Source organism: Anaerococcus porci (assembly GCF_034090325.1).
Lineage (GTDB): Bacteria > Bacillota > Clostridia > Tissierellales > Peptoniphilaceae > Anaerococcus > Anaerococcus porci.
In genome coordinates this window covers 1-21,542 of the sequence record NZ_JAXDSU010000079.1, presented here as the reverse complement: position 1 = coordinate 21,542, position 21,542 = coordinate 1, and the positions used below count along the sequence as shown (strand labels likewise).

Genomic DNA, 21,542 nt, shown 5'->3' with positions numbered 1-21,542 from the left:
ATTTTTAGATTCTGATGATTTATACGAGGTGAATTTTGTAGAAAAAATGCTTTATAAAATAAGAAAGAATGATGATGATATAGTTGCTTGTGGAGCGTATTTGAAAGAAAATAATAAAAAAATAGAATATAAGAATAAATTTATTGAAAGAAATATTTTATATAATTTTATTATAGGAAGAAATAATTTTCATACATCAACTTTCATTATTAAAAGAGAATTTATCATTGACAATAATATTTATTTCTACAATGGTTTATCTTGGGGCGAAGATTTGGCTTTTTTTATGAAAGCAATGTCTAATACTAAGAAAATAAGTTTAGTTAAAGAATTTATGACAGTATATAACATTGAATCAGATTCAAAATCTTTATCTAATTTTGAAATTGAAAAAGTTGATAAAGATTTTGAATTCAGTAGCAAGGTTTTAAATGATAAAAATGTACATTTCAGTAATAAAGAAAGAAATGCTTTTATTAATTTCAAATTTGCTGGCTTAATTATATATAGGCTTATTGAAAGTATAGATAGAGGATATGATATTAATTTAGTTAAAAAATATTATAACAAATACAAAAAATATATAGAAAATATTTCAATGAAACAAGGGTTAAGAAGTTTAAAACTTTTTGTTAATAAACAAAAACTAGAAAGACTTCTTAAATAACTAGATTATGAATTTTAGTCAAAGAAAAGTAGGAGCTGTTTTATCTTATCTTTCAATAATTATAAATACACTATTAACACTTGCCTATACACCAATCATTCTTAATTATTTAGGAGATGCTGAATATGGAGTCTATGAACTTACAGCATCTCTTGTAGCATATCTAGGACTACTATCATTAGGATTCGGTGGAGCTTATATTAGGTTTTACTATGGGTATAAGGTGAAAAATGATGATTCTGGAATAAGAAAACTTAATGGCTTATTTATAATAGTTTTTATGTTTATGGCCTTTATAGCTCTTTTTTTAGGTATTATATTAATATTAAATTTAGATACTATATTAAGTGGTAAATTAAGCATAGGTGAAATTTCTCTTTCTAAAAAACTTATGTCAATACTAGTTGTTAACATATTTTTAACTTTCCCGACTAGTGTTTTTGAAGCTTATATAACAGCAAATGAAAAATTTATATTTCAAAAAATCATAATGCTTATAAGACTAATACTATCGCCAGTGTTAGGAATACCATTACTTATGATTGGCTTTAAGTCTGTAGGGTTAGTTATTGTTACAACCCTTATAAGTTTTTTCGCTCTTATTTCTAATTCTTATTTTGCAATAAAAAAATTAGGTATGAGATTTGATTTTACAAGTATAGATAAAAAACTATTAAAGGCTATAAGTGTTTTTTCAAGCTTTATCTTTTTAACTATGATAACGGAACAAATAAATTGGTCTGTAGATAAGTTTGTTTTGGGAAAATTTGTAGGAAGTCTTGCAGTTACAAGTTATGCTATGGGATCTATCATATATAGGGCCTATCAGCAACTAGCAGCATCTATTGTAAACGTATTTGTTCCACAAATAAATAGAATGGTATCAAACGATGAAAGTGATATGGAGATTACAAAACTATTTGCAAAGATTTCAAGAATCCAAATGTATGTTTTAATGTTATTTCTTTTAGGTTTCTTTGCTTTTGGAAAATTCTTTATTTCTAATATTTGGCTAAATAAATCCTATATAGAATCTTATTATGTAGCATTAATTCTAATGTCAGCATCATTTTTATCTCTTATTCAATCCATAGGTATAGATATACAAAGGGCTAAAAATTTACATAGATTTACAGCAATAGTGTTTTTTATAGTTGCTATAACAAACTTTTTTATTTCAATACCCTTAGCTATCAAATTTGGTCCTATAGGATCGGCCTTGGGTACAGCAATAACAGTAACAATAGGAAATGGAATAATAATGAATATTTATTACTATAAAAGGATAGGTATTGATATATTTTATTATTTTAAAGAAATTATATTAGTATTAAGAGGTATGATACCAGCTATATTAATCTCCTTAATCATATATAAAATAAATATAAAATCTATATATGAATTTATAGGATATATTATAGCTTTTGTAATATTTTATTGCTTTACTTCTTGGTACTTATCTATGAATAAATTTGAAAAAGATCTAGTAAGAAAACCGATAAAGTCCTTAATTAATATTATAAAGAATAAATATCATTCTTTATAAATAAGTTTTTTATATAAGGTTTTAAGTCATAATTACATCTAGCATTTACTTATATTATATTGTGATATTTCTATATCTTATAGATAATTTAAAAGATGATAATATTTATTAAAAGCTAACAATTAATTATAAATAATAGAAATATTTATAATTAAAACTTGAATATTTACATAAACTTAGTATAGTAAGATTAAGGTCAAAGATGGTCAGAGAATGATGGAGGTAAATATGAAATATCAAGATTATTATAAAATATTAGGTGTAAAAAAAGATGCAAGCAAGGATGAGATTAAGAAAGCTTATAGGAAGCTTGCCAAAAAGTACCACCCTGACCTTCATCCTGATGACAAGGAAGCCACAGTGAAATTTTCTGAAATAAATGAGGCTTATGAGGTATTATCTGATGATAAGAAAAGAAAGCAATATGATATGTTTGGGCAAAGTGGAAACTTTAGCCAAGGTCAAAATTTTGACCCTTCTCAATTTGATTTCTCAGATATATTCTCAAACTTTGGATCATCTAATAGGTCTTATACTTACACTAAAGGTGGAGGATCAAGTTCTGGATTTTCAGACTTTTTTGATACATTTTTTGGAGGTGGAGGATTCTCTCAAAAAACACATCAAGGATCTTCGTTTTCAAATTTTGGAACAGGTTTTAAAGCAAAGAAAAAACAAAAATTAAATACTACAGTAAGTATATCACTAGATGAAGCTATTAAGGGAAGTAAAAGAACATTAAAAATAAATGATAAAAATAACTCTATTAAAGAGGTTAACATAAATATACCAAAAGGATTAACATCTGGTAAAAAACTTAAGATAGATGGGCTGAAATATGGAATAAGTGCTGATATATATGTCAAGGTTAATATAAAAGAAGATTCAAAATATAAACTAGATGGCCTCGATATTATACAAAAAGAATCCATTTATCCATGGGATGCCTACTTTGGAGAAAAAATTACAATAGATAGTCCAAATGGAAAGTTTAAGGTAAATATTCCAGAAAAGATAGAATCTGGAAATAAGATAAGAATTAAAAATAAGGGATATGTTGATATGAATAATAATCAAGGTGATTTGTATATAGAAATTCAAATCAATAATCCAAAAACATTAAGTAAAGATCAAATTGACCTATATAAGAAATTAAAAGAAAAAAATTAGGAGGCAATTATGGATTTTAATAAATTTACTCAAAAGTCAACAGAGGCTATAAATGAAGCTTCACAAATAGCAATAAAAAATGCCAATCCTGAAGTTGGTATAGTTCACTTAGCTTATGCACTTTTAGAAGATAGTGACTCAATGGTAAGTCAAGTATTATCAAATATGAAAATATACAAACCATTACTTAAAAAAATTGAAGATAAATTAAATAAGCTCCCATCCCAATCTGGATCAGGAAATATTTATCCCAACACAATTTTTCAAAGAGTTCTACTTAAAAGTGAGGACATAGCAAAAAATATGGGTGATTCTTTTATATCCACTGAGCATATATTTCTATCTCTATTAAAAGAAGAAACAGAACTCAGTGACTTATTTAAGGTATCTGGCTTAACTTATAAAAATTTTAATAATGAGCTTTTAAAGGTTAGGAATGGTCAAAAAGTTACTAACGATAATCCAGAAGAAACTAATAATCCACTTGAAAAATATGGTAGAAATCTTACAAAAGAAGCAAGAGAAGGTAAAATCGATCCAGTTATAGGAAGAGATCAAGAAATAAGAAATTGTCAAAGAATCCTATCTCGTAGAAAGAAAAATAATCCAGTACTTATAGGACATCCTGGTGTTGGTAAGACTGCCATAGTTGAAGGACTTGCACAAAGGATTGTTAATAAAGATGTTCCAGAACCACTTCAAGGAAGAGAAATCTTTGCTCTAGATATGTCAAGCCTTGTTGCTGGTGCAAAATATAGAGGTCAATTTGAAGAAAGACTAAAATCAGTTATAGATGAAGTCAAAAAATCTGAAGGTCAAATTATTATGTTTATAGATGAGCTTCATATAATAGTTGGAGCAGGTAAATCAGAAGGTTCTATGGATGCATCAAATATAATGAAACCTATGCTTGCACGTGGAGAAATAAAAGTGATAGGGGCTACAACTCTAAATGAATATAGAGAATATATAGAAAAAGATGGAGCCCTAGAAAGAAGATTCCAAAAAGTTTTAGTAAATGAACCAAGTGTAGAAGATACTATATCAATACTTAGGGGCATAAAAGATAAATATGAAATCTATCATGGTATAAGAATCCAAGATCAAGCGGTAATAGCAGCTGCTGAACTTTCAAATAGGTATATAACTGATAGATTTCTTCCGGATAAAGCAATAGATTTAATGGATGAAGCATGTGCAACTGTAAGAACAGAAATAGATACTATGCCAGAATACCTAGATGAGGAAAAAAGGAGAATTCTTCAAGTTCAAATTGAAATAGCAGCCCTTAAAAAAGAGGATGATGAAAAGAGTAAGAAAAGACTTGAAATACTTGAAAAAGAGCTAGCAGATGCTAATGAAAAATATAATGCTGACTTTAATAAATGGAAAAGCCAAAAAGATTCTATAAATTCAGTAAAAGATATAAAAGAAGAAATTGATAAGGTAAAAGTTGAGATAGAAAAGGCTGAAAGAAATTATGATTTTGAAAAGCTTTCAGAGCTTAAATATGGAAAACTTAATGAGCTTGAACAAAAGCTAAAAGAGAAAGAAAAGGACCAAGAAAATGATTCATCTATAAAAGAAGAAGTTACAGATGAGGATATAGCAGATGTTGTATCAAATTGGACTAATATTCCAGTATCTAAGCTTGTAGAAAGTGAAAGAAATAAAATTTTAGCTCTTCCAGAAAAACTTCACCAAAGAGTTATAGGACAAGATGAAGCAGTAATAGGTGTCTCAGATGCTATAATTAGGGCAAGATCAGGACTTAAAGATCTCAGCAAGCCTATAGGATCATTTATATTTCTAGGACCTACAGGTGTTGGTAAAACTGAGTTAGCAAAGTCACTTGCAGAAGCAATGTTTGATAGTGAAAATAATATGATTAGAATTGATATGAGTGAGTACATGGAAAAATACTCAGTATCAAGATTAATCGGTGCTGCACCTGGATATGTAGGTTATGAAGAAGGTGGTCAACTTACAGAGGCAGTAAGACGTAATCCTTATTCAGTAATACTTTTTGATGAGATAGAAAAAGCTCATCCAGATGTATTTAATATACTTCTCCAAGTTTTAGATGATGGAAGACTTACAGACAGCCAAGGTAGGACTGTAAACTTTAAAAACACAATAATCATAATGACATCAAATATAGGATCCAATTTCCTTATAGAAGGACTTAAAGAAGATGCAACTATAAGTGAAGATACTAAAGACTTAGTAGATAAAGCTTTGAGAAATTCATTTAAACCTGAGTTTTTAAATAGAATCGATGATATAATAATGTTTAAACCACTTACAAGTGATCAAATATATAAAATCATTGATCTTCAAATAGAAGATATTTCAAAAAGGCTTGAAGATAAGGATATTTCTATAAAATTATCAGATAAGGCTCATAAATATATTTTAGAAAGATCTTATAATGTAGAATATGGTGCAAGACCAATAAAAAGATTCATACAAAGCAATATAGAAACAAGTCTTGGTAGAAAAATTATTGAAGGAAATATAATGGAAGGAGACCATGTTCTAATTGATTTAGATGAAAATAATGAACTTTCCTACAATATAGAAAACTAAGGTATAAATATTATTAGCAGAAAGGATGTAAAAATTCTTTCTGCTATTTTTTTGCTTAATATAAAGATTTGTAGAGAATTAATTAAAAATCTTATTTAGCATATTTATTCACCAAGTATCATGTAATGGCTTATCTTCTTGTTAATTATTCAAAACAAAAGAGAGAAAAGCACAATATATAGTGGTTATTGATTTTTTATATCTATATATGGTATACTTAAAAAGAAAAGAAAAGGAGTATTGTATATGTTAAAAGTTGTAAAAAGAAATGGTCAAAAAGTGAATTTTGATAAAGATAAGATAATAATTGCTATAGAAAAAGCTATGAATTCTTCAAACGGAGTATTTGTAGATGGTCAAGCCCAAACCATTGCAGACGAAATAGAAGAAAGATCGAAAAATAAAAAAGAGATTTCAATATATGAAATAGAAGATCAAGTTTATTACAAACTTATTGATAAGAATAATCCTGCTACAGCAAAATCATACGAATCTTACAGGTCTGTTCAAGCTTATAAGAGAAGTGCAAATACTACAGACGATGATATAATTGGTCTATTAGAAAGAACAAATATAGATGTTATGGACGAAAACTCAAACAAGAATCCTTTAATAGCATCAACCCAAAGAGACCTTATAGCAGGAGAAGTATCAAAAGACTTGGCTAAAAGAAAGTTAATAGATGCAGAGCTTGTAGAAGCTCATGAAGATGGAGCCATACATATTCACGACTTAGATTATTTGATTCAACCAATATTTAATTGCTGTTTAGTAAATATGAAAGATATGCTAGATAATGGAACAGTTATTAATGGAAAAACAATTGAAACACCAAAGTCATTTCAAGTAGCTTGTAATGTTATGACCCAAATAATAGCACAAATTGCATCAAACCAATATGGTGGTCAATCTATAAATATAGCTTGTCTTAGTAAGTATCTGAAAAGATCCTACAATAAAAATTTTAAGCTAGCTTCAGAAATTCTTTCAAATCAAAAAGAAATAGAAGTAATGGCCCAAAAGCTCACACAAAGAGACTTAGAATCTGGTATACAAACAATTCAATACCAAATTAATACCTTAATGACATCAAATGGTCAAGCACCTTTTGTAACATTGTTTATGCATACAGATGAAGATGATCCATATCTTGATCAAACAGTTAAAATAATAGAAGAAATTTTAAAACAAAGAATTCAAGGCATTAAAAATGAAGCGGGAGTATATGTAACTCCAGCCTTCCCTAAGCTTATATATGTTCTAGATGAAAACAATGTTAAAAAGAATAGTAAATATCATTTCCTAACAGAGCTTTCTATAAAATGCACAGCAAAAAGAATGTATCCAGACTATATATCAGCTAAGATTATGAGGAAAAACTATGAGGGAAATGTATTCTCCCCAATGGGATGTAGGGCTTTCTTACCACCATATAAGGATGAAAATGGAGAATATAAATTTGATGGAAGGTTTAATATAGGAGTATGTACTATAAATCTTCCACAAATAGGAATTCTTGCGAGAGGTGATGAAGAAAAATTCTTTAAAATCTTAAATAAGAGAATGGAGCTTGTAAAAAGAGTAGGAATCTTAAGATATAAGCACCTTAAGAATGTAACAAGTGATTCATCTCCAATCCACTTCCAACATGGGGCTATTGCAAGACTTAAACCTCATGAAAAAATAGAACACCTTTTAAAAAATGGTTATGCAACAGTAACAATTGGGTATATTGGAATATATGAAGCAAGTAAGCTTGTAACAGGTGAAAGTCATACAAGTAAAAAAGGTCATGATTTTGCTATAAAAATAATGCAACTTTTAAATAGAAAGAAAGAAGAATGGACAGAAGAAACAGGACTTCAATTTGCAGTTTATGGAACTCCTGCAGAAAATTTGACTAATAGATTTGCATCTATAGACAAGAAAAGATTTGGAGAAATTGAAGATGTAACTGATAAAGGTTACTATACAAATTCATTTCATGTTGATGTAAGAGAAAAAATATCTGCATTTGAGAAGTTTGATTTTGAATCAGAATTTCAAAATATGTCATCAGGTGGCTGTATTTCCTATGTAGAAATACCGAATATGACCAATAATTTAAAAGCTTTAGGAACAATTGTAGAATATATATATGATCATATTCAATATGCTGAATTTAACACAAAATCAGACTATTGTTCAGAGTGTAATTACGATGGGGAGATGCTTTTAGATGATGACAATCAATGGTATTGTCCTCAATGTGGAAATAAAGACAGGTCTAAACTTACGGTCGTAAGAAGAACTTGTGGCTATCTTGGAGAAAATTTCTGGAATGAAGGTAGAACAAAGGAAATAAAAGCAAGGGTATTGCATATATAAAAATAAAGGCCTGCTTTTGCGGGCTTTTTAAGTGAGGATTTATGAGATACGGACAAATTAGAAAATATGATGTAGCAAATGGGCCGGGGATAAGAACATCTTTCTTTGTAACAGGATGTTCAGCTAATTGTAAAAATTGTTTCAATACAGAATATATGAATCCAAACTATGGTAAACTTTGGACTGAAAAAGAAACAAATCTTATCATTGATTATCTAAAAAAAGATGAAATAGAGGGTCTTACCATTCTTGGTGGAGAGCCTTTCGAGTCAGTAAGAGATTTAATAGAGATTGTAAGAAAGATAAGAGATAAGTCAGATAAGTCCATATGGATATTTTCAGGATTTAAATATGAAGTATTGATAAATAATAAAGAAAGTAAAAAGCTTCTTTCCATGTGTGACGTATTAGTAGATGGTCTTTTTGTAGAAGAGTTGAAAAATTTAAAATTAAAATTTAAGGGTTCATCTAACCAAAGAACCATAGATATCCAAAAGTCATTAGAAAAAAATAAAATATGTATTTTAGATGGGTATAAATAAAATAGTTAAAAATTTAGGAGGATTTTATGGAAATTAAAAGACAAAGAAAGGGAGCTATTGGTATAGTTGTTGCAATAGTTGCAGTAATTGTGATAGCCTTACTTGTTTTAGTTCCTTCATATAATGGACTTGTTAAGCAGAAAGAACAACTTGACCAATCTTATGCCCAAGTTCAAAATGTGGTTCAAAGAAGGGCAGACCTTATACCAAATCTTGTAAATACAGTTAAGGGCTACTCAGAGCATGAAAAAGAAACCCTTACAGAAATAACTAAGGCAAGAGCAGGTATAGAAGAAGCCAAAGGACCAAAGGAATTAGCAGAAGCTAATGAACAAATGTCTCAGGCTATAAGAAATGTAAATGTAGTTGCAGAAGCTTATCCAGAACTTAAGGCAGATACCCAATTCACGCAACTTATGGATGAGCTTGCTGGGACTGAAAATAGAATTTCAGTTGAAAGAAAAAATTATAACCAGGAGGTTCAAAACTACAATACCAAAGTTAAATCATTTCCTACAAGTATATTTGCATCATTAATGGGTTTTAAGCAAGCTGAGTATTTTCAAGCGGATGCATCAGCACAAGATGCTCCTAAAGTAGACTTTGGAAATTAGGTAGATTATGAGAAAAAGTAAGAATGCCTTAGTTTTAAAAATATTTGCTTTTATTCTTCTTTTTCTACCAATAAGAGCCTATGCGGATAAAATACCAGACGCACCTAAAACCTACTACCTAGATGGGCTTAACCTAATAGATCAACCAACTAAAGATTATCTTACTAAGGTCAACAAGGAACTTGAACAAAAAACAGGAGCACAAGTTATCTATGTTTCAGTTAAAGATATTGAAAATGATCCAATGGCTTATGGAACTGATTTATTTCGTAAATGGCAAATAGGAGATAAAGATAAGGAAAATGGAGTTTTAATCCTTATATCACAAAAGATTGGTACTGAAAAAAAAGACATATCCATCATAACAGGCTACGGAATAGAGGGAAGACTAAATGATGGAAAGGTGGGAAGAATTATAGATACCTATATGCTTGATTATATGAAAAAAGGAGATTTTTCTACAGGCATAAAAGAAGGGTTTAATGCAGTAGTTGGAGAGATTGCTGATGAGTATCAAGTAGATATGAATGGTGACTATGAGAGCTATAAAGATAATCTTGAAGATGATGATGACTTTGATTTAAGAACAATAATTATAATGTTTGTTGTATTTATGATTTTATCTAGTCTTTTTTCAGGAAGAAGTGGCTATAGAGGCGGAGGAGGCTTTGGTGGCTTTGGAGGTTTCTCTGGCGGTGGATTTTCAGGCGGATCATCAGGTGGCTTTTCTGGAGGAGGATTCTCTGGAGGTGGAGGCTCATCTGGTGGTGGAGGAGCTAGTAGAGGAATTTAGAAAAAATTTAAGCTATTGTAAGGTTTTATCCTTTCAATAGCTTTTTTCTTTGTTTTTATTTTTTTATAACAAAACCTTGTTCTTCTAAGGTATCAAACATTTTTTCTCTATTTTTTATAATTGAACCCTGTTTTTTAAGAATTTGTGTAGAGAAGGCATCAGACCTCTTATTAGAATCTCTTAAGTCATAATAATCTCTCATTTCTTTATCATAATCTTTTATGGAGTCAAGATATGAGTCTTTAAACTCATATGAGTTTGTATAAAGCTTATTAGATAAAGACATTCTTGGTTTAAGTTGTGGTTTTTGGTTAGGATATCCTATACCGACACCTACTATGGGATAAGTAAGTTTCGGCATCTTTAATAGCTCAATTACTTTTTTAGTATCATTGTGAATATTTCCATAAAAGTTTGCGCCAAGTCCTAAAGATTCGGCAGCTATTGTAAAGTTTTGGCTTTGTAGAACTCCATCAGTAAAACCTTGAATAAATTTATCGAAGTTTATCATAATGTTATTTTCATTTCCCATTTCCTTGGCTATATTATAGTTTCTATATAAGTCTACTATAAATATAAATAGCTCAGGACATCTTCTCATGTATTCTTGATTTCCAATTTTAGCAAGTTCATCTTTTATATTTTGATCAGTTATTCTAATAATAGATGAGTTTTGCATACCATTGCTTGATGCAGTTTGATTTGCAACATCAAGTAGGATTTTTAAAATATCATTACTAATTTTTTTATCTGTGAATTCTCTAATTGTCCTATGCTCAAGTTGTGTTTTAATTGTTTCATTCATATTCTCACCTCAATAATTTTATACCTTAAAGAAGATTTATTAAACAATTAAATATGTTATAATTAAAAAAAGAAGGGTGGTTTTATGTACATAAAAACTTCAGTAAGAAAGCTGATAGAATTTGTTATGAGAAGTGGAGATATAGATAATAGCTTTCGTGATTCTAATAGGATGGTTCAAGGAATAAAGGCACATCAACAAATTCAAAAATCTTATTCTGATAACTATAAGGCTGAATACTACCTAAGAAATGTTACAGAAATTGATGATATGGAATTTCATGTTGAGGGCAGAGCAGATGGTCTTTTTAAGGTTGGAGATACCTACACAATTGATGAAATTAAGTCAACTACTAGAGACTTAGATAAATTAGATGCTTCAAATAAGCTACACTGGGCTCAGGCTTTTTGCTATGGGTACTTTTTTGCTGTAAAAAAAGGCCTTAAAAAGGTGAGGATAAGACTAACCTATGTTTCCTTAGATGATTATAGAACAAAGGAATTTTATAAGGAAAAGAGCCTTGATGAGCTTAATGAATTTTATATTAATCTTCTAAAAGAATATATAAGTTTCTCGAAAATTCTTTCTATAAACCTTGAAAAAAGAGATAAAACGGCCATAGAACTAACTTTTCCTTATAAGGGTTATAGGAGGGGGCAAAGAAAGATGTCAGTTGCTGTCTATAGGGCAATACTTGATAAGAGAAAACTTTTTGTAGATGCACCAACAGGAACTGGAAAAACTATATCAACTATATTTCCTTCAGTTAAGGCACTAGGAGAAGGTCTATTAGATAAGATTTTTTATCTTACAGCTAAGAACACTACAGCAAAAGAAGCTATTAAATCCTTATTCTTATTAAAAGAAAAAAACTTATCCATAAAAGCAGTATCAATAACTAGCAAAGAGAAAATTTGTCTAAATGATGAAATCGAGTGTAATCCAAACGACTGCCCTTTTGCAAGGGGACACTTTGACAGGATAAATAATGCCCTTAAAGATATTTTAGAAAACGAAGATATAATGGACTATGATGTAATAACTTCTTACTCAGAAAAGCACAAGGTCTGTCCATTGGAATTTGAACTTGACATAGCACTTTACTCTGATATAATTATTTGTGATTATAATTATGTTTTTGATCCAAATGTTTATCTTAGGAGATTTTTTGATGAAAGCTTAGAAGACTTTATATTTCTTATAGATGAATCTCACAATCTGTTGGAAAGGTCAAGAAAAATGCTTAGTCATGAGTTTTTAGAATCTTCCTTTAAAGATCTAAGAGAGTCAATGGATATAAAAAAAGATAAAACTATAATAAAGTCTTTAGACTCTATACTTGATGAATTTGAACAAATGTATAAAAACTATGGTAAAAAACTTTTTTATTATAGTGAAAAATACAATGATGATTTTGATAAAAAACTTATTATACTTTCAAAAAAATTAGAAAAAGTTCTAATCGATAATAAAAAAAGAGAAGACTATGATAAAATAAAAGATATGTTTTTTGAAATAAATCATCATATAAAGGTTTCAGATAACTTTATGGAAGGTTTTTATATGACTTTAACTTTTGATGATAATTCTTTAGATAAGATTTTTGAAATAAAGTGCATAGATCCATCAAAAGTTTTAAAGGAAAAATACAAACAAGCTGTATCTTGCATATTTTTCTCAGCAACTCTTTCACCGATGGAATTTTATAGGAAGATGCTTGGTGCAGAAGATAGCTTAAAACTTCACTTGAACCTTCCATTTGATAATAGAAATTTTAAGCTTTTAGCTACACCTATATCAACAAGATATAAGGATAGAAATAAAAATCTTATGGATATAGGAGATCTTATCCATGAGTTTATAAGCTCAAAAAAGGGAAATTATTTTATATTCTTCCCATCATTTTCCTATCTTGAAGATATTTATGAATATTATAAGGATAGATATGATGATGAAATACTTGTCCAAGAGAGATTTATGTCTCAAACAGATAGGTATAAATTTTTACAAAATTTCACCTATGATAGTGAAAAAACCGCATTTCTTGTTTTAGGTGGTATATTTTCAGAAGGTGTAGATCTAAAAGGTGATAGGCTTATAGGTGCCATGGTCATATCTGTTGGTATGCCTGGGGTCAGTGATGAAAGAAATCTTATAAAAAACCACTTTGATAAAATCAACCACAATGGCTTTGATTATTCCTACACCTACCCAGGACTTAATAAAATTTTTCAAGCAGCAGGAAGACTTATAAGAGATGAAAAGGACAGGGGGATAATCTATCTAATAGATGATAGGTTTTTGTGGGATAAATATAGAAGACTTTACCCTAGACATTGGGCAAATATAAAAGAAGTAAGAGATAAGGATGAACTTAGATTTTTAATAGATGAATTTTGGAATAAAGGAGATTGAATGAAACAAAAACCTATAAAGGAAGTAGAGATAATTGATGTAGCATATCCAAATATTTCCATAGGAAAATTTGATGAAGATAAACTTGTTGAATTTAAAGGAGGAGTTCTCGGAGAAAAGTGTAGAGTCAAGATTACAAGATCTCGTGGAAATAAGAAAATGGGTAAATACATAGAAAAAATTGAAGATTCAAAACTTGAAAATTCCAAAGAATTTTGCCCTAATACAGGTATATGTGGAGGTTGTTCTTATCAGAAGATGGGATATGAAACAGAGCTTTTATTAAAACATAATATGATAAGAAAACTTTTAAAAAAATCTGATATAAAAGTAAAGGACCTATCTATAGTAAGAAGTGCAAAAATTAAGGGATATAGAAACAAGATGGAATATTCCTTTGGAGATGCTTATAAAGGAGGTCCATTAATATTGGGACTTCATAAAATAAATAGGTTTTATGAGATAGTAGATACTAATGGTTGCAATATTGTAGATTCTGACTTTGAAAGTATAAGAAAACATGTTCAATCTTATTTTAGGGAAAAAAATACAAATTTCTACCACAAAAAAACCCATGAAGGTCTTTTAAGAAACTTAATAATAAGAAAGGGGATGTATACAGGAGATATTATGGTAATCCTTGTAACAAGTTCAGATGAGTCATTTGACCCGATGAGAAAAGAACTATTCACCCACAATCTATTAAATGCAAAGACCAATGGCATTATTAAATCAATATACCATGTTGTAAATGACTCTTTGGCAGATGCTGTAAAGGTTGACTCAATTGAACTTTTATTTGGAAAAGAATATATAGAAGAGAGAATGAATGACCTAGTGTTTAAGATATCTCCATTTTCATTCTTTCAACCAAATGTGTATACAGCAGAAAAAATCTATAAAAATTCTATAGAACTTTCAAGTGTTAGTAAAAGCAAAAATGTCTTAGATCTTTATTCCGGTACTGGAACCATAACTCAATTTTTTGCAAAAGTGTCCAACAAAGCTTTAGGTATAGAAATAGTAGAAGAAGCAGTAGAAAAGGCCTTTGACAATGCAAGAGAAAATAAAATTGAAAATATTGACTTTATAGCTGGAGATGTTTTAGAAAAAATCAATCTTGTAAAGGGTGAATATGATATACTTGTCATAGATCCACCAAGAGAGGGGATTCACCCTAAGGCTATAGGAAAGATAATAGATATAAATCCAGAAGAATTTGTTTATATATCTTGTAACCCTAAAACCCAAATTAGGGACATTGAAATTTTCATGGAAAAAGGGTACAAAGTCGTAAAATACCAAGTTTTTGACCAATTTCCAAGATCAAGACACGTCGAGGCTCTAGCATTGATGACAAGAGAAAATGAGTAAGGAGTCTTTGAAGGGCTTGAAATCAATAGGTTTATGATTTTTAGGTTGGGTAATGAGATAATAATTTTATTGAAATTAGCGTTCAAAAATATCTCCCGAATACTTGCTTGTAGCGACACCATGAATATTCTGAAAGGGTCGTGTCATCACTTTGGATATTTGGTAGGTCGTGTAAACGGTATGGATGAGGTGAAGGATAAGACAAATTTGAATTTTTGGGAGGTAGTTAGATAATGGATTGGATAATTATAATAGCACTATTGATTATATATATTTCATTTAGTGAGGAAATAAAAAAAATTATTAAAATATTAAAAAAAAGTGAAAGAAGAAATCAGGAGGGAAAAGGAATGTCGATAGTAATTCAAGGGTTAAAAAATAATAAATGTAAGATAAATACAGATGAAGCTTTAACATTGGTTGGAAGTACATCAATTACAGGCATTGTAATAGACTCAGATGAGGAATGGATAAAACTTGAATATATTGATAAAAATAAAGATAAAAATATAGCTGTTTTTAGGATAGATTCAATAGATACAATTTTACTTGTCGATTGAATAAGAGTTTAGAGGATAGTATTATGTGGTATATTTTAGGAATTGGAGCAATTATTACAGACATTTTAAATGTTGTATAGTTATTCCAGAACAAAGAATTAAAATGGTTTAGATTTACAAGTCTGTCTTTAACAGCTTTAACTTTATGTGCTTTTTACTCAGATGGAGCACGTAGAAGCAGTGACACTTTTAAAAAGAAAATAATAGCAGAAAAGAAGGTTAAGATGAAAGATAATATATCCGTATTGGGAATCCCAATTGATTTGGGAGCTAGCACTATTGGAACAAGATTGGGTCCAGATTCTATAAGACTAACAGGTTTATTAGAGGAACTTTTGGATATGGGCCTTGACATTTATGATTTTGGTAATATTGATATAAAAAATTCAAATAAAAAGATAAAATTTCCATCAAATATGACAAATGAAGATAGGCTACTTCCTTCTCTTTCACATATAAATGAAGAGGTGGAAAAAATCTACCAAAGACAGTCTTTTCCATTGATATTAGGAGGAGACCACTCTTTGGTCCTTCCAAGCTTTAAGGCGTTTTTAAAGAAATACAAGAATCCTGGACTCATATATATAGATGCCCATGCAGATATAAACACTGAAAAATCATCACCAACAGGTAATGTTCATGGTATGCCTGTTGCAGCACTTATGGGTCTTTGTTCTAATAAGTTGAATAATATAGGTGGAAGCTATAAATTAAATCCTCAAAATCTTGTCTACATTGCTATAAGAGATATAGATAAGGGAGAAGAGCTAATAATAAAAGAAAAAAATATAAAATATTTTTCAATGGCTGATGTATATAAATATGGTATAGAAGAAATAGTAAGGAAGTCTATGGTTTATCTTGGAAATCTTTCATCTATTTACCTATCATTTGATATAGACTCCATGGATTGTGATATAGCACCAGGTACTGGAGTTCCTGTCAGGGGAGGGTTAAACTACAATCAAGCAAGACTTATCCTATCTCTTTTTGGAAAAGAAGAAAAGATAAAGGGATTTGAATTAGTAGAGGTAAACCCTAGTCTTGATGATAAAAACAAAACTTCAGAAATTGCAAAAGAATTAATACTTGCTTTTTTCGGTAAGTCTTTTATATAATTAATTATCATAATTAAATTAATTAATTGGAGGCAATATGGAAAAGGAACTATTATTTAGAAGGCAATTTATAATTGGAAAAAATATTGATAATAAACTAAACTGGAATAAGACACAACTTTCAAATGAGCTTGTACTATATAATCATAAAGACTTAAATATTGAAATTGAAGAAAATGATGAAACAAAATTTATACTTTTAGGATTCGCTGTTGATCCAGATCATATCAGCTGGTCAAATAGTGATATTATAAAAAATATAGCTAAAAAATCAAGAAACTTTAAATCGATGGCTGAACTTACTATTAATCTTGGAGGAAGATGGTTAATTATTTTTGATAGGGATAATGAATTAAAAATATTAACTGATCCTGCTTCATTAAGACGATTATTCTATACTAAAACCAATGAATTGTTAATAGGTTCTAGCATTGCTATAATTAATTATTATAAAGAACAAAATTTATCAAAGGATCCAAAACTTCTAAAATTTATTAATTCAAAATTTTATAGAATAAACGAAGATGAATGGTATATAGATGGAACTATTTATGATAATATTTTTAAAGTTTTACCTAATACCTACCTAGACGTTATAAAAAGAAAGACTTTTAGATTTTGGATAGATATTGACAAGACCGGATATGAAGAAAACATTAAAAGGGTAGCTGATATATTAGTTAATGAAATTAAGGCTTTATATTCTAGGACAGATAATGTATTTTTATCTATATCCTCAGGGCTAGATTCAAGAATTATGTTAGGTGCAATCCATAAGGCAAATTTAGACATTAAGGCCTTTGTATCTACTATGAATTTTCTTACTGAAAAAAGTTCTGATGTCTATATACCTAAGAAAATTTTATCTGACTATGGTGAAGAATTAATAATTTTAAATAATTTAGAAGAATTAAGAGAAGATTTTTTAGATATATATGAACGTAGTATTGAAAGCGCTAGAAAGTTACCTAAAAACTTAACTATTCAAGCCATATATGATAGGTTTGATAATCCATATATCATAACAGGAAATGTTGCCGAAGTAATAGCACATGATTTTGATAAAGACGATGCAAAAGATGGTGCAGAACTTTCAAAATTAATTGGCATACCTAAAGATATTGATTATTTTAATAAATATCTTGATCAATGGCTTGATAGCATAAAGCCATTATTAGAAGAACATGAAGATATAATACCAATGAAGTTATTTAGATGGGAAATAATTACTGGTAATTGGGGAACATTATATCAAGCTGAGTCTGATATAGCTAATGAAGAATTTCCTCCATTCAATAATAGAGAAATTTTTCTAAGATTTTGGCAAGCATCTCTAGAAAAAAATTGTGGTAAACATGAAGTATATATAGATGTACTAAAATTGTTGGATGAAAAACTACTAAATTATCCAATAAACCCATTAAATAGAAAAGAAAAAATAACAAAGTTTTTAAAGAATAATATTTCGCATACTAATTATATGAGATTAAGAAATTTACTAAAAAGTTAATAAAAATTATAAGTATTCATAGAAAGCAAATATTAGAAATAGAAATCTATAATGAAACTTATCTAAAAGTTTTAACTATAATATTAATTTATGATGAAAAGAAATTAAATTTAGTATTCAAATAGGGGATTGAAATAACTTTTAATAGACAAAAATTTTTTGAGAGATTAGCTTTATAAAAACTGATTTTAAGAGTATTTATAAAAATTAAGGTCTCTTGCAGAATGAATTAATCCCTGCATCAGTACAAGCTCCTTCACGACAATTTGGATTTCTTGAGTGTTAGACTACTTTCAAATTGTCTATGAGTAACTTGTAATGATGCAAGGTTAGAAATTCATAATTTTCAATAATCCCTTAATTTTTAGGTATCTTTAAAAGATTTATTTGAATTATCTCTCATTATTTTTAACCCACTGCTTATTGCAAGTATAATTCCAAAGATTATTAATATAAATATTATTAAAATTGGAAGATAGTTTATATTTAAGATAAGCTCTTTTATTGCAAAGGATAAGTTATAATCACTTCTATATGCTCTTGCGGTTATTCCTGCAAAAAACATCAGGATATAAGCTAGTAAAATATTTACGAATAAGCTCTTTCCTTCTAAGAAGACCATCTTTCTCATTTGCTTTTCTGTCATACCTGTAGTCGATAAAAGCTTGAAATCAGTACTTCTCGCTCTAAGATTTCCCTTGAAACTATTGTAGGCGTTAGAAAGAGCGATGGTTATAAGAATAATTTGGATGGCTAAATTCAATAAACCTGTATTTCTTCTCTCTTCTTTATCCATGGCTGCCTTTACAATATCTGTGGTAGTGTCGTGGTCTGACTTTGAAACATAGGTGGAAATCACATTTTCAGCTTCTCCAAAGACTTTGTCTTTATTATTTTCCACTTTAAATTTTACAGAGTAATAGTAAACGGGGTTTGACTTATCTATTCCATATTTTTCTACAAATTCTTTAAAATTACTTTCGCCGGTAAATATGGCTATCTCATTACTATCGTATGCTTCTAAATCATAGGGCATTTCATCTATTGTTCCATCTATCTTCACCGGCATTGACTCCGCATACTTATTATAGTATCTTAAGGAAACTTCTCCGTTTTTCTTATCAGAGATATTTATATATTCCTTAAAGGCATAAGGCGTCTTGTTCTCTTTTGCTATTTTATTAAGCAATATATAAGAGGCTTTTGAAAGATTATTTTCTTTTAAAAGCTTTTCAAAATCCGCGTCTGTCAAGGTGTATATCCTTGCATATAATTTGTCTTTCGTTTTTTTACCGCTATCTAACGATTCTTTTAAATCCTTAGAAATAAAATCTTTATTGTCATCTACATAAAACTTTGTATCATTTTTTTGATAGATGTGCAATTGATCTATGCCTTTGACTTTTTCCAAATCCTTCACAAGATTTTTATCCAAAAAATCGCCTCTATAAATACTAGATTTAAAATTATAAGGACTTTTGTAGTTGTTATATTTTTCATTTAAGTGTCTATAAGATTGGCCGACTAAAAATATCGTTAAGACAAAGGCTGAAAGCGCCATTGAAAATACAATAATTTTATAAGTTGACCTATAAGATCTATAATAATCTTTTGCAAGAGTTTTTTCTATTGGACCATTTATTTTTGACTTGCCCAATTTAATATTTTTTTCTGTAATTCCATTTAACCCTTCAATAATTTTTAATTTTGAACTTCTTTTTGCCGGCATTTTTGCTGAGAGATAAACCATTAACAGCGATAGTAAAATAACGATTATAATAGATCCTACCCTTGGAAATATAAAATGGAAGCTTTGAGATTTTACGATTTCCCCCAAAATGTTAGATATATTTTTATATGAGATGGCATTGTTAAGCCACATTAAATACATAAGTAGGTTAGCAAAAGCCCAAGACAGAATTATTCCAAGTGCTATTGGAAGAGTCGAAAGTTTTAGTGCTTTGAGCCTAACCATTTTTTTAACCTGTCTTTTCGTCATACCTACACTTTTTAATAGGGCAATCTCGCGCAAATCTCTATTATTCCAAACATTAAAAGCACCATATATGATAAAGGCAAAAAGTATGCAAAGAAGGATGGCGGCTCCATATTTCTCAATTGCTGAACTCACTACATTTTTAGGAGGTATAACACCATTTGGATAGACCATCTTATATTCCAAAATATCTTTATTATAAAATAATCTCCCAATGTCCAAGGCATGCTTTTCGTCTATATTCATCTCAGATAAAATCTCTCTAGTCTTAGTATAAGTGTCCCTTAAATTTTTAAACCAGATCTGTGCTTCAAGTCCACAGCCGTCCTTGAAGAAGTCTTCCTTTTTATCACTGGCAGCAAGACCTATAAGCAGAGATTCTTCGAAGGAGTGCTCGAAGTCATCGTAAATGCCAACTATAGTATAGGTCTTTTCCTTGAGTTTGATTTCTGAGCCTAAATGGTACTGTTTATTTTTTATTAAAAACTCTCCCGGAACTAAAAGCTCATTTGTATTTTCCGGCATTCTTCCTCTTTTTACCTCATAGCCTAATAGACTACTTTTATCCCCATTCTCATAAATAGTCGCATTTAAATCTGTCTTTATAGCTTTGTTGAAAGAAATTTTTTCTATATCCTTATCGCTTTTTAATCTGTCATAGAATTTTTCATCAACTTCTGTTATTGAAACGTGATAGGTACCAAACGTTTTCTTTACATAATTATACTGATCAAGTCTTAGAGAATCATAAATAAAAATAATGGTCCCTAAAAGTATAACAGCCAATAGAATTGAAATTTTAATAGCTAAGGTATCTTTTTTGTTGTTTTTTACTGCTGCATCGGCAAGATCATTAATGATTTTCATAAGACTCATCTCCTAAGAAATTTAATCTGCCATCCACCATCTTATAAACTTTATTGCAAGAATTTGCAACTTTTTCATCGTGAGTTATTATCATGATCGTGGAATTTAATCTTTTGTTTACAAGTCTAAAGAGTCCCGTAATTTCTTCTGAATTTCTTCTATCTAAATTACCTGTGGGCTCATCTGCTAAAATTATAGCTGGTCTTGTAACAAGACTTCTGGCAATGGCAACCCTCTGTTGCTCGCCACCAGATAATTGTTTCGGATATCTGTCGAGTTTATCCTCAATTCCTAAAAGAGATAAAATATCTTTGAAGTGTTTTTCATCTACTTTCTTATTGTCCAATAAAAGAGGAAGTAATATATTCTTTCTAATATTAATATTGGGAATTAAATTAAAAAATTGATAAACGACGCCAATGTTTCTCCTGCGAAATATAGTCATTTCGTCTTTATTAAGTTTAGTAATATTTTTATCCTGAATAAAGATATCTCCGCTTGTAGGCGTATCTACTCCTGCAAGAAGATGAAGCAAAGTAGATTTTCCCGAACCGCTGTCGCCAATAATTGCTACTAGGTCTCCCTTTTCCATTTCAAAATTCACATTTG

Annotated in this window: 16 protein-coding genes; 13 read left to right on the top strand and 3 right to left on the bottom strand. The window is 29.4% G+C overall.

Features of this window, described 5'->3' with window-relative positions:
* The 8 genes from SOR60_RS08635 to SOR60_RS08600 form a co-directional block, all read left to right on the top strand.
* Window positions 1-667 (top strand): glycosyltransferase (locus SOR60_RS08635; RefSeq protein WP_320595711.1); only part of this gene is annotated, 667 nt, incomplete at its 5' end.
* A 7-nt stretch (window positions 668-674) separates the two neighbouring features.
* A complete protein-coding gene (locus tag SOR60_RS08630; RefSeq protein ID WP_320595710.1) occupies window positions 675-2,213 on the top strand; it encodes an oligosaccharide flippase family protein in 1,539 nt (512 codons plus the stop codon).
* 228 nt (window positions 2,214-2,441) lie between these two features.
* Window positions 2,442-3,383 (top strand): DnaJ C-terminal domain-containing protein, encoded by a 942-nt coding sequence (locus SOR60_RS08625; RefSeq protein WP_154541053.1) that lies wholly within the window; start codon window positions 2,442-2,444, stop codon window positions 3,381-3,383.
* 9 nt (window positions 3,384-3,392) lie between these two features.
* A complete protein-coding gene (clpB, locus tag SOR60_RS08620; protein ID WP_320595709.1) occupies window positions 3,393-5,972 on the top strand; it encodes an ATP-dependent chaperone ClpB in 2,580 nt (859 codons plus the stop codon).
* 246 nt (window positions 5,973-6,218) lie between these two features.
* A complete protein-coding gene (gene nrdD, locus SOR60_RS08615) occupies window positions 6,219-8,339 on the top strand; it encodes an anaerobic ribonucleoside-triphosphate reductase (RefSeq protein WP_154541049.1) in 2,121 nt (706 codons plus the stop codon).
* A 41-nt stretch (window positions 8,340-8,380) separates the two neighbouring features.
* The gene (gene nrdG, locus SOR60_RS08610; RefSeq protein ID WP_176269973.1) at window positions 8,381-8,881 is read left to right on the top strand and encodes an anaerobic ribonucleoside-triphosphate reductase activating protein; all 501 of its coding nucleotides are present in this window, start codon (window positions 8,381-8,383) and stop codon (window positions 8,879-8,881) included.
* Between the two features lie 26 nt (window positions 8,882-8,907).
* Entirely contained in the window at window positions 8,908-9,495 is a 588-nt protein-coding gene (locus SOR60_RS08605; protein ID WP_176269972.1) for a LemA family protein, read from the top strand.
* A gap of 7 nt (window positions 9,496-9,502) precedes the next feature.
* The gene (locus SOR60_RS08600) at window positions 9,503-10,288 is read left to right on the top strand and encodes a TPM domain-containing protein (protein ID WP_320595708.1); all 786 of its coding nucleotides are present in this window, start codon (window positions 9,503-9,505) and stop codon (window positions 10,286-10,288) included.
* 55 nt (window positions 10,289-10,343) lie between these two features.
* Here SOR60_RS08600 and SOR60_RS08595 read toward each other — a convergent pair whose 3' ends face one another.
* Window positions 10,344-11,093, bottom strand: coding sequence for an NADPH-dependent oxidoreductase (locus tag SOR60_RS08595; protein WP_320595707.1), 750 nt, complete (start codon window positions 11,091-11,093; stop codon window positions 10,344-10,346).
* A gap of 84 nt (window positions 11,094-11,177) precedes the next feature.
* On the opposite strand from SOR60_RS08595, the gene SOR60_RS08590 reads away from it, so the two are divergent.
* The 5 genes from SOR60_RS08590 (at window position 11,178) to SOR60_RS08570 (ending at window position 18,070) form a co-directional block, all read left to right on the top strand.
* Window positions 11,178-13,508 carry an ATP-dependent DNA helicase gene (locus SOR60_RS08590; RefSeq protein WP_320595706.1) on the top strand — a complete coding sequence of 777 codons (2,331 nt, stop codon included), beginning with the start codon at window positions 11,178-11,180 and terminating at the stop codon, window positions 13,506-13,508.
* Window positions 13,509-14,882, top strand: coding sequence for a 23S rRNA (uracil(1939)-C(5))-methyltransferase RlmD (gene rlmD / locus SOR60_RS08585; RefSeq protein ID WP_320595705.1), 1,374 nt, complete (start codon window positions 13,509-13,511; stop codon window positions 14,880-14,882). It begins immediately after the preceding gene.
* Window positions 14,883-15,115: 233 nt separating this feature from the next.
* The gene (locus tag SOR60_RS08580; RefSeq protein WP_320595704.1) at window positions 15,116-15,442 is read left to right on the top strand and encodes a hypothetical protein; all 327 of its coding nucleotides are present in this window, start codon (window positions 15,116-15,118) and stop codon (window positions 15,440-15,442) included.
* Window positions 15,443-15,666: 224 nt separating this feature from the next.
* A complete protein-coding gene (gene rocF / locus SOR60_RS08575; protein WP_154538954.1) occupies window positions 15,667-16,560 on the top strand; it encodes an arginase in 894 nt (297 codons plus the stop codon).
* Between the two features lie 37 nt (window positions 16,561-16,597).
* The gene (locus SOR60_RS08570) at window positions 16,598-18,070 is read left to right on the top strand and encodes a hypothetical protein (RefSeq protein ID WP_320595703.1); all 1,473 of its coding nucleotides are present in this window, start codon (window positions 16,598-16,600) and stop codon (window positions 18,068-18,070) included.
* A gap of 364 nt (window positions 18,071-18,434) precedes the next feature.
* Here SOR60_RS08570 and SOR60_RS08565 read toward each other — a convergent pair whose 3' ends face one another.
* A complete protein-coding gene (locus SOR60_RS08565) occupies window positions 18,435-20,933 on the bottom strand; it encodes an ABC transporter permease (RefSeq protein ID WP_154538952.1) in 2,499 nt (832 codons plus the stop codon).
* Window positions 20,920-21,542, bottom strand: a 623-nt coding sequence (locus SOR60_RS08560) for an ABC transporter ATP-binding protein (RefSeq protein ID WP_320595702.1), incomplete at its 5' end; no start/stop codon positions are given. The genes SOR60_RS08565 and SOR60_RS08560, both read right to left, overlap by 14 nt.

What these genes read in the sequence shown, in the direction of transcription:
- SOR60_RS08630 (WP_320595710.1), top strand. Translation starts at nt 675, where the DNA reads ATGAATTTTAGTCAAAGAAAAGTAGGAGCTGTTTTATCTTATCTTTCA.
- SOR60_RS08625 (WP_154541053.1), top strand. Translation starts at nt 2,442, where the DNA reads ATGAAATATCAAGATTATTATAAAATATTAGGTGTAAAAAAAGATGCA.
- clpB (WP_320595709.1), top strand. Translation starts at nt 3,393, where the DNA reads ATGGATTTTAATAAATTTACTCAAAAGTCAACAGAGGCTATAAATGAA.
- nrdD (WP_154541049.1), top strand. Translation starts at nt 6,219, where the DNA reads ATGTTAAAAGTTGTAAAAAGAAATGGTCAAAAAGTGAATTTTGATAAA.
- nrdG (WP_176269973.1), top strand. Translation starts at nt 8,381, where the DNA reads ATGAGATACGGACAAATTAGAAAATATGATGTAGCAAATGGGCCGGGG.
- SOR60_RS08605 (WP_176269972.1), top strand. Translation starts at nt 8,908, where the DNA reads ATGGAAATTAAAAGACAAAGAAAGGGAGCTATTGGTATAGTTGTTGCA.
- SOR60_RS08600 (WP_320595708.1), top strand. Translation starts at nt 9,503, where the DNA reads ATGAGAAAAAGTAAGAATGCCTTAGTTTTAAAAATATTTGCTTTTATT.
- SOR60_RS08595 (WP_320595707.1), bottom strand. Translation starts at nt 11,093, where the DNA reads ATGAATGAAACAATTAAAACACAACTTGAGCATAGGACAATTAGAGAA.
- SOR60_RS08590 (WP_320595706.1), top strand. Translation starts at nt 11,178, where the DNA reads ATGTACATAAAAACTTCAGTAAGAAAGCTGATAGAATTTGTTATGAGA.
- rlmD (WP_320595705.1), top strand. Translation starts at nt 13,509, where the DNA reads ATGAAACAAAAACCTATAAAGGAAGTAGAGATAATTGATGTAGCATAT.
- SOR60_RS08580 (WP_320595704.1), top strand. Translation starts at nt 15,116, where the DNA reads ATGGATTGGATAATTATAATAGCACTATTGATTATATATATTTCATTT.
- rocF (WP_154538954.1), top strand. Translation starts at nt 15,667, where the DNA reads ATGAAAGATAATATATCCGTATTGGGAATCCCAATTGATTTGGGAGCT.
- SOR60_RS08570 (WP_320595703.1), top strand. Translation starts at nt 16,598, where the DNA reads ATGGAAAAGGAACTATTATTTAGAAGGCAATTTATAATTGGAAAAAAT.
- SOR60_RS08565 (WP_154538952.1), bottom strand. Translation starts at nt 20,933, where the DNA reads ATGAAAATCATTAATGATCTTGCCGATGCAGCAGTAAAAAACAACAAA.